This is a genomic window from Streptomyces sp. GQFP, from assembly GCF_021545335.1.
Classification (GTDB): domain Bacteria; phylum Actinomycetota; class Actinomycetes; order Streptomycetales; family Streptomycetaceae; genus Streptomyces.
The window spans coordinates 2,509,946-2,524,268 of sequence record NZ_CP089312.1; the positions used below are offsets into that span (position 1 = coordinate 2,509,946).

Annotated in this window: 10 protein-coding genes; 4 read left to right on the plus strand and 6 right to left on the minus strand. The window is 70.1% G+C overall.

The features are described from left to right. Positions 1-189: 189 nt before the first annotated feature. Complete coding sequence (gene nsdA / locus LUX31_RS10800) at positions 190-1,674, minus strand: transcriptional repressor NsdA (RefSeq protein ID WP_235474569.1); 1,485 nt, start codon at positions 1,672-1,674, stop codon at positions 190-192. 457 nt (positions 1,675-2,131) lie between these two features. Here nsdA and LUX31_RS10805 point away from each other — a divergent pair, with 457 nt between their 5' ends. Beyond that, on the plus strand, positions 2,132-2,794 hold the full coding sequence (locus tag LUX31_RS10805) for a bifunctional DNA primase/polymerase (protein WP_235474570.1): 663 nt from the start codon (positions 2,132-2,134) through the stop codon (positions 2,792-2,794). Between the two features lie 116 nt (positions 2,795-2,910). On the opposite strand, the gene ftsY is transcribed toward LUX31_RS10805, so the two are convergent. Beyond that, positions 2,911-4,113 carry a signal recognition particle-docking protein FtsY gene (gene ftsY / locus LUX31_RS10810; RefSeq protein ID WP_235474571.1) on the minus strand — a complete coding sequence of 401 codons (1,203 nt, stop codon included), beginning with the start codon at positions 4,111-4,113 and terminating at the stop codon, positions 2,911-2,913. A 293-nt stretch (positions 4,114-4,406) separates the two neighbouring features. Here ftsY and LUX31_RS10815 point away from each other — a divergent pair, with 293 nt between their 5' ends. Then, positions 4,407-5,378 (plus strand): LLM class flavin-dependent oxidoreductase, encoded by a 972-nt coding sequence (locus tag LUX31_RS10815; protein WP_235474572.1) that lies wholly within the window; start codon positions 4,407-4,409, stop codon positions 5,376-5,378. 53 nt (positions 5,379-5,431) lie between these two features. Next, positions 5,432-5,809 (plus strand): hypothetical protein, encoded by a 378-nt coding sequence (locus LUX31_RS10820; protein WP_235474573.1) that lies wholly within the window; start codon positions 5,432-5,434, stop codon positions 5,807-5,809. Between the two features lie 149 nt (positions 5,810-5,958). On the opposite strand, the gene LUX31_RS10825 is transcribed toward LUX31_RS10820, so the two are convergent. The 4 genes from LUX31_RS10825 to LUX31_RS10840 form a co-directional block, all read right to left on the minus strand. Then, complete coding sequence (locus LUX31_RS10825) at positions 5,959-7,377, minus strand: sugar porter family MFS transporter (RefSeq protein ID WP_235474574.1); 1,419 nt, start codon at positions 7,375-7,377, stop codon at positions 5,959-5,961. Between the two features lie 145 nt (positions 7,378-7,522). Next, complete coding sequence (locus LUX31_RS10830) at positions 7,523-11,860, minus strand: AAA family ATPase (protein ID WP_235474575.1); 4,338 nt, start codon at positions 11,858-11,860, stop codon at positions 7,523-7,525. Between the two features lie 282 nt (positions 11,861-12,142). After that, positions 12,143-12,346, minus strand: coding sequence for a hypothetical protein (locus LUX31_RS10835; protein ID WP_006375438.1), 204 nt, complete (start codon positions 12,344-12,346; stop codon positions 12,143-12,145). Positions 12,347-12,726: 380 nt separating this feature from the next. After that, positions 12,727-13,008 carry an acylphosphatase gene (locus tag LUX31_RS10840; protein ID WP_235474576.1) on the minus strand — a complete coding sequence of 94 codons (282 nt, stop codon included), beginning with the start codon at positions 13,006-13,008 and terminating at the stop codon, positions 12,727-12,729. 142 nt (positions 13,009-13,150) lie between these two features. On the opposite strand from LUX31_RS10840, the gene LUX31_RS10845 reads away from it, so the two are divergent. Continuing rightward, the gene (locus LUX31_RS10845; RefSeq protein ID WP_235479873.1) at positions 13,151-14,311 is read left to right on the plus strand and encodes a CAP domain-containing protein; all 1,161 of its coding nucleotides are present in this window, start codon (positions 13,151-13,153) and stop codon (positions 14,309-14,311) included. The last annotated feature ends 12 nt before the right edge of the window (positions 14,312-14,323 follow it).

Here is a 14,323-nt window from a genome sequence, read left to right on the forward strand (position 1 = left end):
GCCGCAGTGACGAAGGCGCCTTGTGTGTTACGGATCGATGAACTGCCAGATGTCGGACGCGCCGATCGTTATCGTGGCGCAACCTTCACCCGGGGCGGTGGTCCGACCGCGGCGGGCCTTCCGATGACCTGGCGGGGGAGCCGAGTCGGGCTGTTCGGGAGGGCCTGCCGCGGCCGGGGTTCCGGGGGTTCAGACCGCTTCGGCGGTCTCTGGCAGATCGATGGCGAGCTGGTCGGTGAGGTCGGCGACCTCGGTGAGTTCCCCGAAGTCGCGTACGGCCGTGTCGACGGTTTTTCGAATACGAGTGTTGACCCGCTCCGAGCGCACCTTCTTGGCGATTCCCATGGCCTCGGCGGCCAGCACGGTGGCCTGTTCGGGCTCCCGCTGGAGGAGGTGGACGGTGGCCATGCCGATCAGGTTCAGTGCGTACGACCGCTGGTGATCGGTGTCCTTCGCGAACAGGTCGACGGCGCTGCGCATGAGGGGTTCGGCGAGGGAGGCGTAGGTGGGGCTGCGGCCTGCGACATAGGCCAGGTCGCGGAAGGAGTGGGAGTTCTCGCCGTACAGCTCGGCCCGGGAGAAGAAGCGGATCCAGTCGGGATCGGGTTCGTCCCAATCGTGTACGTCCGCGAACGTGTCCTCGGCCATCCGCACGGCCCGCTTGCACTTTCCGGGCTGTCCCATATTGGCGTATGCGCGTGCCTCCATCGCATACAGCATGGCTTGGGTGCGGGGGCTCGCGCAGTCACGGCTGCCGTACTGCGCGAGATGGATCAGTTCGAGGGCGTCGTCCGGCCGGCCGAGGTGGATCATCTGGCGGCTCATGGACGACAGGATGTACGAGCCCAGCGGCTTGTCCCCGGCCTCCTTGGCCGCGTGCAGGGCCAGCACGAAGTACTTCTGGGCGGTCGGCTGGAGTCCCACGTCGTACGACATCCAGCCGGCGAGTTCGGCCAGTTCGGCGGCGACCTTGAACAGCTTGCGGGTGGTGGCCTCGGGCTGGGGCTCCTGGAGGAGGTCGGTGACCTCGTGCAGCTGTCCGACCACGGCCTTGCGGCGCAGGCCGCCGCCGCACTGGGCGTCCCACTTCCGGAACATCGCGGTGGTGGACTCCAGCAGCTCCAGCTCGGGCTGGGAGAGCCGGCCGGCCCGGCGCGCGGCGGACGGGTGCTCGGGCTCCTCGGGCGGGGCGGGGGGCACGGGGACGAGCCAGCGCTGCATGGGCTCGATCAGGGTCGGTCCGGCGGAGAGGGCGAGGGCGGTGCCGAGGAAGCCGCGCCGGGCCAGCATCAGGTCGCTGCGGGAGAACTCGCTGAGCAGGGCCACGGTCTGCGGGCCCGTCCAGGGCAGGTCGACGCCGGACGCGGACGGTGACTGGCGGGCGGCGCGCAGCCCCAGGTCCTCGACGGAGACGACACAGCCGAAGCGCTCGGAGAACAGCTCGGACAGGATGCGCGGGATCGGCTCGCGCGGGTTCTCCCCGTCGAGCCAGCGCCGGACCCGCGAGGTGTCCGTGGAGATGTGGTTGGCGCCCAACTGGCGGGCCCGTCGGTTCACTTGGCGCGCCAGCTCGCCCTTGGACCAGCCGCTGCGCACGAACCATGAGCCGAGCAGCTCGTTCGGGCGCTTGTCGGCGCTGGCCGGTGTCGTCGCGCTTCCGCCGTTGCCGCCCACTGGAACGCCCCCATCCCTGAGACCACTTGTCGCCGAGTGCGCCAAGCCCTATCAGAATGCCGGTAAATAGGCTTCGCGTCCGGCGGTTCTCACCCTTCGAACGGGAAGCCGACTTGCCTCCGGCATACCCACAAGTGCATGTGCCTCCAGGCCTCGTGCACTCAAAGTAATCCTACGATCACGGCTCCAGCCATGGGGATCCAGGAAACGCCACCATTCGCCACCCCTTCGAATGAACTCCCGGGTGGCTGCACAGGATTCACTTGACAGAGGACAGCCGGAAGTGGGCGGAGCGATGCACACGAGGGCGCACGCCGCCGAGCGCACTACCCGCGGTACTTCCTGGCGCCGACTGAAACAGGTGATGGCGGGCAGGGCTGTCGGGCAGTCGGAAACACAGGGTTACGTTCCACGTGCATCTCGTAACCATCGGTGCGTCGGACCCGTTGGAGGGGGCATGGGCTTCACGATCGGCAGCAGCCGGGGTATCCGCGAGATCCGGCCCGGCACGCGCCGCCGCGGCCGGTCGTCGGAGTGCACCGCCGTGGCCGAGTACACCGGCCTCTGGGGCTGGGACGTGGTGGCCGGCGCCCGCGCGGCGGGCGGCGCCTGCTCCTGCGGCCTGCCGGACTGCCCGACGCCTGGCGCCCACCCGCTGAGCTTCGCGCCCCGGGTAGCGGCCGGCGCCACGCTCGACGAGGTCACGGACACCTGGGGCCAGTTCCCCGGCGCCTCGGTGATGCTCCCCGTGGGCCGCGCCTTCGACGTGATCGAGGTCGCCGAACCGGCCGGCCGCCACGCCCTGGTCCGCCTGGAGCGCATGGGCATCCCCCTCGGCCCGGTCACGGCCACCCCGCAGGGCCGCGCCCAGTTCTTCGTCGCCCCCGGCGCCGCCACCGAACTGCCCCAACTCCTCTACCGCATGGGCTGGGACGACGCGTCCCTCGACCTGCACGGCCTCGGCGCCGGTACGCATCTCACGGCGCCCCCCTCCGACCGGGGCGGCCTCGGCCCGGTCACCTGGCTGCGCCCGCCGGCCCTGGACACGGCGACGAAGCCTCCGGCGGCGCGGCTGCTGCTGGGCACGCTGGCCTATGTGGCGCACCGGTCGCGGGCGTAGCGCCTGACCTCGCCGATACGAGAGGCCCACCGCATCTGCACCATGCGGCGGGCCTCTTGCTCACCCCGCCACCTACTTTTCTAGTAGGTGGTAAATCTCCCGGGCACTCCGCCCGTTCAGTCGCCGATAAGGGCGTCAACGAACGCCTCCGGCTCGAACGGAGCCAGGTCGTCGGCCCCCTCGCCGAGCCCGATCAGCTTCACCGGGACACCCAGCTCGCGCTGTACGGCGATGACGATGCCGCCCTTTGCGGTGCCGTCGAGCTTGGTGAGCACGATGCCGGTGATGTCGACGACCTCGGCGAAGACACGGGCCTGGACGAGCCCGTTCTGCCCGGTCGTGGCGTCGAGCACGAGCAGCACTTCGTCCAGCGGGGCGTGCTTCTCGACGACGCGCTTGATCTTGCCCAGCTCGTCCATGAGCCCGGTCTTGGTGTGGAGCCGCCCGGCGGTGTCGATGAGAACGACATCGGCACCGGCCTCGATCCCTTCCTTGACGGCGTCGAAGGCGATGGAAGCAGGGTCACCCCCTTCAGGACCACGCACCGTACGGGCCCCCACCCGGTCGCCCCAGGTCTGAAGCTGATCGGCGGCGGCGGCCCGGAAGGTGTCGGCGGCGCCGAGGACGACGTTCTTCCCGTCGGCGACGAGCACGCGCGCGAGCTTGCCGGTGGTGGTGGTCTTGCCGGTGCCGTTGACGCCGACCACCATCACGATGCCCGGGGTGTCGAGGGGCGAGTCGGTGTTCACCGCGCGGTCGAACCCGGGTTCGAGGATCTTGAGCAGTTCCTCGCGCAACAGCCCGCGCAGCTCTTCAGGCGTCCGCGTACCGAGCACCCTCACCCGCTCACGCAGCCGCTCGACCAGATCCTGGGTGGGCTGGACGCCGACGTCGGCGGTGAGGAGGGTGTCCTCGATCTCCTCCCAGGTGTCGTCGTCGAGGTGCTCGCGCGCGAGGAGCGTGAGCAGCCCCTTGCCGAGCGCGTTCTGCGACCTGGAGAGCCGGGCGCGCAACCGGACCAACCGGCCGGCGGTGGGCTCCGGTACCTCGATCTCGGGAGCGGAGGGAGGCTCCTCGACGGCGACGGACGTGCCGTCCGCACCCTCCGGAAGATCCACCTCCTCTATCGTGCGGCGCGGTTCGTCGCGCGGCGTCTCGGCCTCGTCGCCGACGTGCGGCTCGGCCGGAGGGGCGGTGAGGTCGGGTGTCGTGGGGGGCGCCGGGGGCAGCGGCTTCTTCCTGCGGCTGCCGACGACGAGCCCACCGAGCACACCGAGCACGATCACGGCGATGACTACAGCAAGGATGATGGTTTCCATAGCCGGTCCAGTATGCGTGACCTCCCGCTCGGACGTTCGTTGTCCGTGCGGGGCCACGCGTCCCACCGGGCCGGGCTGGTCCGCCGTCCGACTTCGCGTCGGCCGGGAAGCCCCTCAGGGGCGGAGTCACAGCACGCACCAGTATGCGTCCGTGCTCGTCGGGTACGCGGAGCAGCGTCCCCAGGGGGTGTCACGGCCCATCCGGTGGGCCGCGACACCCCCTCCCCTTACCTCTGGCAATCTGACACACCGTCAGCTAATCTCCCCCGGCACACCCGCCGGAAGGGACCCCCATGCCCGTCACCGTCGTACGTTTCAACCTGGTCGCCCCCGACGCCGCCCCCGCCGATCTCCGCGCCCGCTACGAGGCCGCGATCGAGATGGCCGCGTACGCCGACGCCCACGGAATCACCACCGTCCAGACCGAGGAGCACCACGGCGTCGCCAACAACTGGCTGCCGTCGCCGTTCGCCTTCGCGGGAGCCGTGTTCGGGGCGACGCGGCGGATCGCGGTGACGGTGTCTGCGGTGATCGGCCCGTTGCACGATCCCTTGAGGCTCGCCGAGGACATAGCCGTACTCGACCTCCTGAGCGGCGGCCGGCTGGTCACGGTCGCCGGGATCGGATACCGGCCCGAGGAGTACGCCCACTTCGGCGCCGACTGGAAGCGGCGCGGCAAGCTCCAGGACGAGCTGCTGGAGACCCTCCTGAAGGCCTGGAGCGGCGAGGAGTTCGAGTACCGGGGCCGTACGGTACGGGTCACTCCGCGCCCGTGCACCGACCCGCACCCGCTGCTCCTGGTAGGCGGCTCGTCGAAGGCGGCGGCGAGACGGGCCGCCCGTCTCGGGCTCCCCCTCTTCCCCAGCGCGCACCTGCCCGAGCTGGAGGCCTACTACAAGGAGCGGCTCGTCGAGTACGGCACCGAGGGCTGGACGATGATGCCGGCCGCCGAGACCCCGCTGCTGCACATCACCGAGGACCCGGACCGGGCCTGGGCCGAGCACGGTCACCACTTCCTGCACGAGGCCCGGACGTACGCCTCCTGGCAGTCCGGCGACATCCGGTCGGCCGTGAGGTCTGCGGCCACGACGGTCGAGGAACTGCGCGCCGAGGGCGTCTACCGGATGCTGACGCCGGAGGAGTGCGTGACCCAGGGCCTGGACAACTACGTACTGCATCCGCTGTCGGGCGGAATGCCGGTGGAGGAGGGCTGGCGGAGCCTGCGGTTGTTCGGGGAGCGGGTGGTTCCGGCGCTGGGCGGCTGACCCGCCGCGAAACCCGGTGGTCCGGTCGGGTCCGGCGGTGGTTCCCTGCGGTCATGAGCCTGTTGGTGGAAGTGTTCGTCCGCGAGCCGGACGGGAAGCTGCGGCTGCTCGACGTGCCGGCCGACGTGTATCAGTCGGGCGGCTTCGAGTCATGGCGTACGACGGTGTGGGGATCGGAGTCGGTACGCGCGCTGGGCGCCCGCCTCCTGCCCCGGCTGGCCGACGCCGATCTGCATGTCGAGGCCGGGGAGGTGCCGGCCCTGCTGCGTGAGGTCGCCCTGTTGCGCGCCCACCTGGACGCGATCGCCGCCGGCACGGAGCGGCCTCGGACCCTGGCGGAACACCGCGCGGGCATCGAGGACCGGCTGCGGATCATCGAGGAGAGCGCCCACAAGGCCCTGGAGATCGGCGGCGGCGTCCTCATCTGGTGAAACGTGGTGACGTACGAAGACCGCCGCCCCGGCTCGGGCAGTGGCCGAGCCGGGGCGGCGGAGGTACGGGGAGGAGGGCAGCGGGGACTTGGCCCTCCTCCCCGAGTTCATACGGATACCGGGGTACCGGGGTACCGGGGTACCGGGGATCAGCCCATCTCCTCCAGCGTCTTGCCCTTCGTCTCCTTGACGAAGCGGAGCACGAACGGGATCGAGAGCGCCGCGAAGATCGTGTAGATCACGTAGGTCGCGGAGAGGTTCCAGTCGGCCAGCGACGGGAAGCTCGCGGTGATGGCCCAGTTGGCGATCCACTGTGCGGCGGCGGCCACGCCCAGTGCGGCGGCGCGGATCTTGTTCGGGAACATCTCGCCGAGGAAGACCCAGACGACGACACCCCAGGAGAGGGCGAAGAAGAGGACGAAGATGTGGGCGGCGACCAGGGCGATCCAGCCCTGGGTGGCGGGCAGCTTGCCGTCGACGAGGTCGAAGGAGAAGGCCCAGGCCTCCAGGGCGAGCCCGATGACCATGCCGACGGAACCGATGAGCGCGAGCGGCCGACGGCCGATCCGGTCGACGAAGATCATGGCGATGACGGTGCCGACGATGTTGATGATCGACGTGGTGAAGGAGTAGAAGAACGACTCCGTCGGGTCGACGCCGACCGACTGCCACAGCGTCGAGGAGTAGTAGAACGCCACGTTGATACCGACGAACTGCTGGAACACCGAGAGCCCGATGCCGATCCAGACGATCGGCTTGAAGAAGAAGGTGCCGCCGAGCAGGTCCCGGAAGGTCGACTTGTGCTCGCTCCTCATGGCGTGCTCGATCTCGGCGACCCGGGCGTCCATGTCGATGCCGTCGCCCTCGACCTCGCGCAGCACCTCACGGGCGCGCTCGTCACGGCCGACGGAGATCAGAAAGCGCGGCGACTCGGGGATCGCGAAGGACAGCAGCCCGTACAGCACCGCTGGTACGACCATCACACCGAGCATGACCTGCCAGGCCTCGACGCCCAGCAGCGTGCCGCGCTGGTCACCGCCGGCCGCGTTCAGGATGCCCCAGTTGACCAGCTGCGAGATGGCGATGCCGACGACGATCGCGGCCTGCTGGAAGGAGCCGAGCCGTCCCCGGTACGCGGCCGGGGCGACCTCGGCGATGTAGGCGGGGCCGATGACGGAGGCCATGCCGATGGCGAAGCCGCCGATGATCCGCCAGAAGGCGAGGTCGTACAGGGAGAAGGGCAGCGCGGAGCCGACGGCACTGATCGTGAACAGCACGGCGGAGATCTGCATGCAGCGGATACGGCCGATGCGGTCGGCCATGCGTCCGGCGGTCGCGGCACCGATGGCACAGCCGATCAGCGCGATGGCGATGACCTGCGCCAGAGCGGCGGAGCCGATGTCGTAGCGGTCCCGGATGGCCTCGACGGCGCCGTTGATCACGGCACTGTCGTAGCCGAAGAGGAAACCGCCCATCGCGGCCGCCGCCGCGATGAAGATGACGTGTCCGAGATGCTCGGGGTGAGCCGTCCCGGCTCCTGACTTGAGTGCCTGCTCAGTGCTGGTCACGTACAACTCCCAGGTAGGTGGTACCTGAAGGTAAAAACAACGTTGCCGAGACTATTCCTTCAAGTTTCGAAGTCAAGAGGGCGAAGGGTGTGAGATAAGAGGCAGCCTTAGCCGGAATGTGTTCAAGTCTCGAAGCATTGAAGGGCTAGCGGAGCCGCTGTGAAATCACCTTCGACACGCCGTCGCCCTGCATGGAGACGCCGTACAGCGCGTCGGCGACCTCCATCGTCCGCTTCTGGTGCGTGATCACGATGAGCTGCGAGGCCTCCTGCAGCTCCTGCATGATGCGGATGAGCCGCTGGAGGTTGGTGTCGTCGAGGGCCGCCTCGACTTCGTCCATGACGTAGAAGGGGCTCGGCCGAGCCTTGAAGATCGACACCAGCAACGCTACGGCGGTGAGTGAGCGCTCGCCACCGGAGAGCAACGAGAGCCGCTTGACCTTCTTGCCCGGCGGCCGGGCCTCCACATCCACACCGGTGGTGAGCATGTTGTCGGGGTCGGTCAGGATCAACCGCCCCTCACCGCCCGGGAACAGCCGACTGAACACACCCTCGAACTGCACGGCCGTGTCCCGGTATGCCTCGGTGAAAACCTGCTCGACGCGCTCGTCGACCTCCTTCACTACTTGAAGCAGATCGGCACGAGTCTTCTTGAGGTCCTCAAGCTGCTCACTCAGGAACTTGTGGCGTTCCTCCAGCGCCGCGAACTCCTCCAGGGCGAGCGGATTGACCTTGCCGAGCTGCTGGTAGGCCCGCTCGGCCGCCTTGAGGCGCTTCTCCTGCTCGGCCCGGTGGAACTGCTTCGGCTGGTTGCGCGGGTGCTCCGGGTCCTCAGGCAGCTCCTCGCCCTCGGCGGGGGGCGAGGGCGGCACCAGCTGATGCGGACCGTACTCGTCGACGAGCCCCTCCGGTTCCACACCGAGTTCCTCCAGCGCCTTGGTCTCCAGCTGCTCGATCCGCAGCCGCTTCTCGGCGCCGAGTACCTCACCGCGGTGCACTGAATCCGTCAACTTGTCGAGTTCCGCCTTGAGATCACGCCCCTGGGCACGAGCGGCGCCCCGTTCCTGTTCCCGGCGCGCCTTGGCGGCATCGGCGGCGACCCGCTCGGCCTCGGCCCGCCCGAGCGACACCTCGACGTGCGCGAGCAGTTGCCGGGCCCCGGAGGCGACGGCTTCGGCGACGGCCGCCTCGTGTCTGAGCCGAGCCCGCCGCTGCTCGGCACGCGCGCGTGCCTCGCGTTCGGCACGGGCGGCCCGGTCGAGCGAGTCGGCCCGTCCGGCCAGCCCCTTGACCCGCTCCTCGTGCGTACGGACCTGGAGCCGGGCTTCCATCTCGGTCTGCCGCGCGTTGGCACCATCGGCGGCGAGCCGATCCCGTACGCCGGTGTCGGGCTCCTCCTCGACGGGCATCTCCTCGACGACAGCCAGCCGTTCCGCGAGTTCCTCGGCATCCTGTACGGCCCTGTCGAGCGCCTCCTGCGCCCGCGCCGCAGCCGCGGTGGACCTCTCGGCCTCTCCGGCGGCGCCCCTGGCCTGCCCGGCGAGCCGCCCGAGCTGCTGGGCGACGGCCGACTTCTCCCGGTCGGCGGCCCTGCGCCGCTCCCCGATCTCCTCGACGAACGCGGCACACTCCTTGCGCCGCTCCACGGCGAGCTGCTGCGCCCCGGCCAACTCCTCGCACCGCACGGCCAGTTCATCGAGCTGCCCGGCGGCCTCATCGACGGAGGCCTGCACCTCCAGCAGACTCGGCGCCCCGGCGGACCCACCGTGCGCGAAGTGGGCGCCCAGCAGATCCCCTTCGGCGGTCACGGCGGTCAACTCCGGCCGCGCGTAGACCAGTTCCTCGGCGTCTTCGAGCGTCTCCACAACGACGATCCCACGCAGCAACCGCCGTACGGCGGGCATGAGTTCGAGGGGGCCTCGGACGAGATCGGCGGCAAGGAGAGGCACTGTGCGCCCGCTGCTCCGGGCCGCGTCACGATCACCGGAGGCGGTTCCACTGCCCGGAGCGGCGCCCGTACCCGACCGGCCCTCGGCGTCGGCCTCCTGTCCGGCACGGATTCCGGCGTCCTCGACCGAACCGCCGACACCGGCACCGCGTACACCCCCGAAAGCCGAGCCGTCCTGCGCGGGGACCACCGCGTGCTGTCGCGCACCAAGGCCACCGCCGGACTCGTCGCCCGCAGGGCCGAGCCGGGCACCCGACTGCCCTCCGTCGGTATCCGCGACGCCCGCCAAGTCACTTGGCCCTGCACCCTGCTCCCCCGCCACGCGCGGTGCCGCCTCCGGCAAACCGCCCGCAGAACCCGAGCCACTCCCCGACCCCCCACCGACATCCCCAGAAGCCACCGAACCACCCGCAGCACTCACCGAGCCACGGACACCCGCCCCCGACGCACCACCCGCAGAACCCGAGCCACTCCCCGACCCCCCACCGGCACCCCCAGAAGCCACCGAACCACCCGCAGCACTCACCGAGCCACGGACACCCGCCCCCGACGCACCACCCGCAGAACCCGAGCCACTCCCCGACCCCCCACCGACATCCCCAGAAGCCACCGAACCACCCGCACCCACACCACCCGCAGCACTCACCGAGCCACGGACACCCGCCCCCGACGCACCGCCCCCAGAACCCGAGCCGCCACCCAGCCCCTCACCAGCCCCCGGACCGCCCCCCGCAGCACCCACCGAGCCAAGCGCACCCGGACCCGACTCCCCTGCCGAACCCCTGGACCGCCGCAGCCCATCGCCCTCCAGCTCGGGCGCCCCCGCAAGCAGCAGCGAAGCGCGCCCCCCGTCCTGCTTGCGCAGGAGGCGGATCGCGGCTGCTGCCGCGGCCGGGGTCGACACCGCGATGGCGTCCGCCGCCGCACCGAAGGCGGCGGCCACGGCGACCTCGTGGCCCGGGGTGACCGTCAGGAGTTCGGCCGCCGGGCCGAGCAGGCCCGTGAGGCGGTCCTGGGCGGCCAGGAGCGCGCCCGTGCCGTCCTTGCGGCGCAGGCCGAGGGCGAGGGCCTCGTGGCGGGCCTGGGTGGCGGCGCGCCGGCGTTCCGCTGCCGTGGCCGCCTCGCGGGCCGCCGAGAGGGCCGCTTCCGCGTCGGTCAGGGCCGCCTTCGCCGTGGTGTGCTGTTCCGCCAGGTCCGCGTCACCGGCGTCGAGGCCGTCGACCTCGGCCTTCAGGATCTCGTACTCCTCCTGGGCCGCGACCGCACGTGCCTGGGCCTCGTCGCGCGCGGCGGCGAGACGGTCGATCTCGGCCTGGGCGCTGGCCGCACGTGAACGGGCGGCGTTGACCTGGCCGTTCAGCCGGGCCAGGCCCTCGCGGCGGTCGGCGATCGCGCGGGCCACGTCCTTCAGGCGCCGTTCCTCGACCGCGAGTTCGCGTTCCAGTTCGGCGCGGTGCGCGACCGTGTCCTCCAGCGCGTGTTCGGCGGCCTCCAGGGCCGCTTCCAGCTCGGCCTCCTGCTCCCGGATGCGCGCGGCCTCGCGCTCCATGTCCTCGGGCTCACGGCCACGCCGTTCCTCGTCGGGGGCGGAGGTGGCGCTCTTCACGCGCGCGTCGGCCAGCGAGACGGTGCCGCGTACGCGTTCGGCGAGCTGGGACAGCTCGTACCAGGTCTGCTGTGCGCGCTGGAGGCGCGGGGTGAGCTGCCGTACCTCGTCCTCCAGCAGCGCCTCGCGCTGGAGCGCCTTCTTCAGCTCGGCCTCCGCCGCATCCTTGCGCTCCTTGAGCGCGGCCTCGTCCGCGACCTCCGTCCGGAGCGCCGCCCGCAGCCGTACGAGGTCGTCGGCGAGGAGCCGGAGCCGGGAGTCGCGCAGGTCCGCCTGGATGACCGCGGCCCGGCGCGCGACCGCCGCCTGCCGCCCGAGCGGCTTCAGCTGGCGCCGCAGTTCGTCGGTGAGGTCCTGGACACGGGCGAGGTTCGCCTGCATCGCGTCCAGCTTGCGCAGCGCCTTCTCCTTGCGCTTGCGGTGCTTCAGTACGCCCGCCGCCTCCTCGATGAAGGCGCGGCGGCCCATCGGATCGGCGTGCAGTACGGAGTCCAGCTGGCCCTGGCCGACGATGACGTGCATCTCGCGGCCGATGCCGGAGTCGGACAGCAGTTCCTGGATGTCGAGGAGCCGGCAGGTGTCGCCGTTGATCTGGTACTCGCTGCCGCCGTTGCGGAACATGATCCGCGTGATGGTGACCTCGGCGTACTCGATGGGCAGCGCGCCGTCGGAGTTGTCGATGGTGAGGGACACCTCGGCGCGGCCGAGCGGCGGGCGCCCGGTGGTGCCGGCGAAGATGACGTCCTCCATCTTGCCGCCGCGCAGCGACTTGGCGCCCTGTTCGCCCATGACCCAGCTGAGCGCGTCCACGACGTTGGACTTGCCAGAACCGTTGGGTCCCACGACACACGTGATGCCCGGCTCGAACCGGAGCGTGGTCGCCGAGGCGAACGACTTGAACCCTCGGAGGGTCAGGGCCTTGAGGTGCACGCCGCTGGACTCTACCTTCCGCCGTTATGTCACACAGTGAACCCCCGGATACCCCGCGGTTTCACGGATGAACGTGCAGGGCACACCAGACGTTAAAGAGAGTGCAAGCGCTTGAGGAAGCACAGCGGCACCCACAGAAGCCCCCAGGCACCCAAGCACCCGGGGGAAATAAAGAAGGGACGCCGAAGCGTCCCTTGCAATACTCTGGCCAAAATCTGAACTCTGACGACTTAGCGGTTGATACGGGCAGCCAACCACTGCGTGTCGTGACTGATGCAGTGATCAGGTGAGCGCGGGCTCCGCCTGGCGTGCGTCGATGCTCTCGAGAAGCGAGTCGTGAGAAGCGGCAGCCGTCAGCTCGTCGTTCTCCGCCTGGATGCGTCCGAGTTCGGATTCCAGGTCCTGTACGCGCTGCTGGAGCCGTCGCATCTCGGCGAGGAGTCGCGGGTCAGAGCCGCCGACGTAACCGAGAAGCGCCTTTGCCATGATTGATGGTCCTCCACACTGAGTGACCGACCGAAGCGGTGTGGGTCGTGAGGGAATCGCACCCGCGATGCTTGGCACTCTGGAGTTCTTGCTGCCGTTCTTACATGCCAAACAGCTAAGGTGCGCGGGGCTTTCAGCGTCTCACCAAAAAGTTTGACGGTCAACACGATCACGCCCTGCATTGGCGGGCGGCACCGTGGCGCACGGCCCCTGTGGGGCGGCGCTGCGACTCCGGCGGGGCCCGCGGGCGTGACGACAAGCGTTTTCTGCGGAGCCTGCCACGACCTGCGCTTCTTGGCAACCACCAGGCCGTTTCTGCTGTGGACAGGTGCGCGTGGCATGTCCACGGGCCGTCGCCTGGGCCCCTTTACAGAACCCCCTCAGCGGATGGCGAAGCCGTCGTAGATCCGGCGAGGTGTGTCCCAGATCTCGGTGACCCCGTCCACGCGGCCGGGCGTGTCGCTCCCCCGCAGCCAGTCGAGCAGTCCTTCACAGCCCGGACGCGGCCCTTCCGCGACCACTTGCACACGTCCGTCGTCCAAATTGAGAGCAAAACCACTCAGGCCGCCGATCTCCAGGGCCTTCGCCCGCGTGAACCAGCGGAAACCCACACCCTGGACGCGTCCGCGCACCCAGGCGACCAGCCGTACATCCTCGTTCATGGGTGCACGCTAACGGGCCAATGTCTCTCTCAGCACTTCCTCCCCTTGCGCCATGGGGTACCGTCCCCACCCAACGAATCTCATATGAAACTCACTCGATCGAGTGAGTTACCCGGACCGCAAGGACGAGGAAGGCCAAAACATGGGACGCCACCGACGCTCCGCCGCCGGCCGCGCCACCACGGGTCGCGCCACGGGGGTCACGGAAACATACGATTCGGGCACTGGTGGTCACGGATCCGATCACGGACCGTACGACTCCCGGGTCCCGCCCACTCATCACATACCGCACACCGCCTACAGCACACTGTGGGAGGACGCGCCCACGACCGTGGGCATCGCCCCTTATCTGAACCCCGAGGCACACTCCGAGGCCTACGCGAAGAGCAACGCCTACCTCTTCGCCCCGGACGACACCGGCACCCACGGGGCACTGAACGGCGACGGCTCCTTCGACGGACCGGGCGCCGGCGGTGCGCGCAGCCGCAAGAAGCGGTCGCCCAGGCCGCTCCGTACAGGCCTGCTCGGCGTCTCCGCCGCGGTCGCCCTCGGTACCGTCGCGGTCGCCACGGGCGTGCTGCCCGGCGGCGACAAGTACACGCTCGGCGGCGGCAGCAACGGCGACAAGGTGCAGGCCGCTGACTCCCCGACGAACGACGAGACCCAGCAGGGCGGCACGTCCGGCAACGCCGACACGGACCGCGACAGCGGTACGTCGACGAGCCGGGACGCCGACCGCGACACCTCGTCCCCGTCTCCGTCCCCCTCGACGTCGACCGCGTCGGCGGCCCCGACGACCGAGGCCCCACCGAAGAAGCCCTCGGCCACTCCCACCAAGGAACCGAAGGCGACTCCGACTCCGACTCCCACGCCGACGAAGTCGAAGGAGAAGCAGCAGTCCTCCGCCCCGATCACGGTGACCGCGGAGGCCGCCGCCGAGGCGGAGGTGCTCAAGCTCGTCAACGAGGAGCGGGCGAAGGTCGGCTGCAGCGCGGTGGCGGCGAACAGCGCCCTGCGGGAGCTGGCGGAGGCGCTCAGCGACGACATGGCCGCCCGGGACTTCTTCGACCACACCGACCCCGACGGCCTCTCGCCCTGGGACCGTGCGGACAAGGCCGGCATCACCAACCTCGGCGGCGAGAACATCGCCCGGGGCCAGGCCGACGCGGCCGCGGTGATGGAGGCCTGGATGAACAGCCCCGGCCACAAGGCGAACATCCTGAATTGCGACTTCAAGACGCTGGGGGTGGGTGTCCACTTGGGCTCGGGCGGCCCTTGGTGGACGCAGGACTTCGGCTACTGACCGGCAGATCCG

What these genes read in the sequence shown, in the direction of transcription:
- LUX31_RS10815 (WP_235474572.1), top strand. Translation starts at nt 4,407, where the DNA reads ATGCCCGTCACCGTCGTACGTTTCAACCTGGTCGCCCCCGACGCCGCC.
- LUX31_RS10835 (WP_006375438.1), bottom strand. Translation starts at nt 12,346, where the DNA reads ATGGCAAAGGCGCTTCTCGGTTACGTCGGCGGCTCTGACCCGCGACTC.
- ftsY (WP_235474571.1), bottom strand. Translation starts at nt 4,113, where the DNA reads ATGGAAACCATCATCCTTGCTGTAGTCATCGCCGTGATCGTGCTCGGT.
- LUX31_RS10845 (WP_235479873.1), top strand. Translation starts at nt 13,151, where the DNA reads ATGGGACGCCACCGACGCTCCGCCGCCGGCCGCGCCACCACGGGTCGC.
- LUX31_RS10805 (WP_235474570.1), top strand. Translation starts at nt 2,132, where the DNA reads ATGGGCTTCACGATCGGCAGCAGCCGGGGTATCCGCGAGATCCGGCCC.
- LUX31_RS10820 (WP_235474573.1), top strand. Translation starts at nt 5,432, where the DNA reads ATGAGCCTGTTGGTGGAAGTGTTCGTCCGCGAGCCGGACGGGAAGCTG.
- LUX31_RS10840 (WP_235474576.1), bottom strand. Translation starts at nt 13,008, where the DNA reads ATGAACGAGGATGTACGGCTGGTCGCCTGGGTGCGCGGACGCGTCCAG.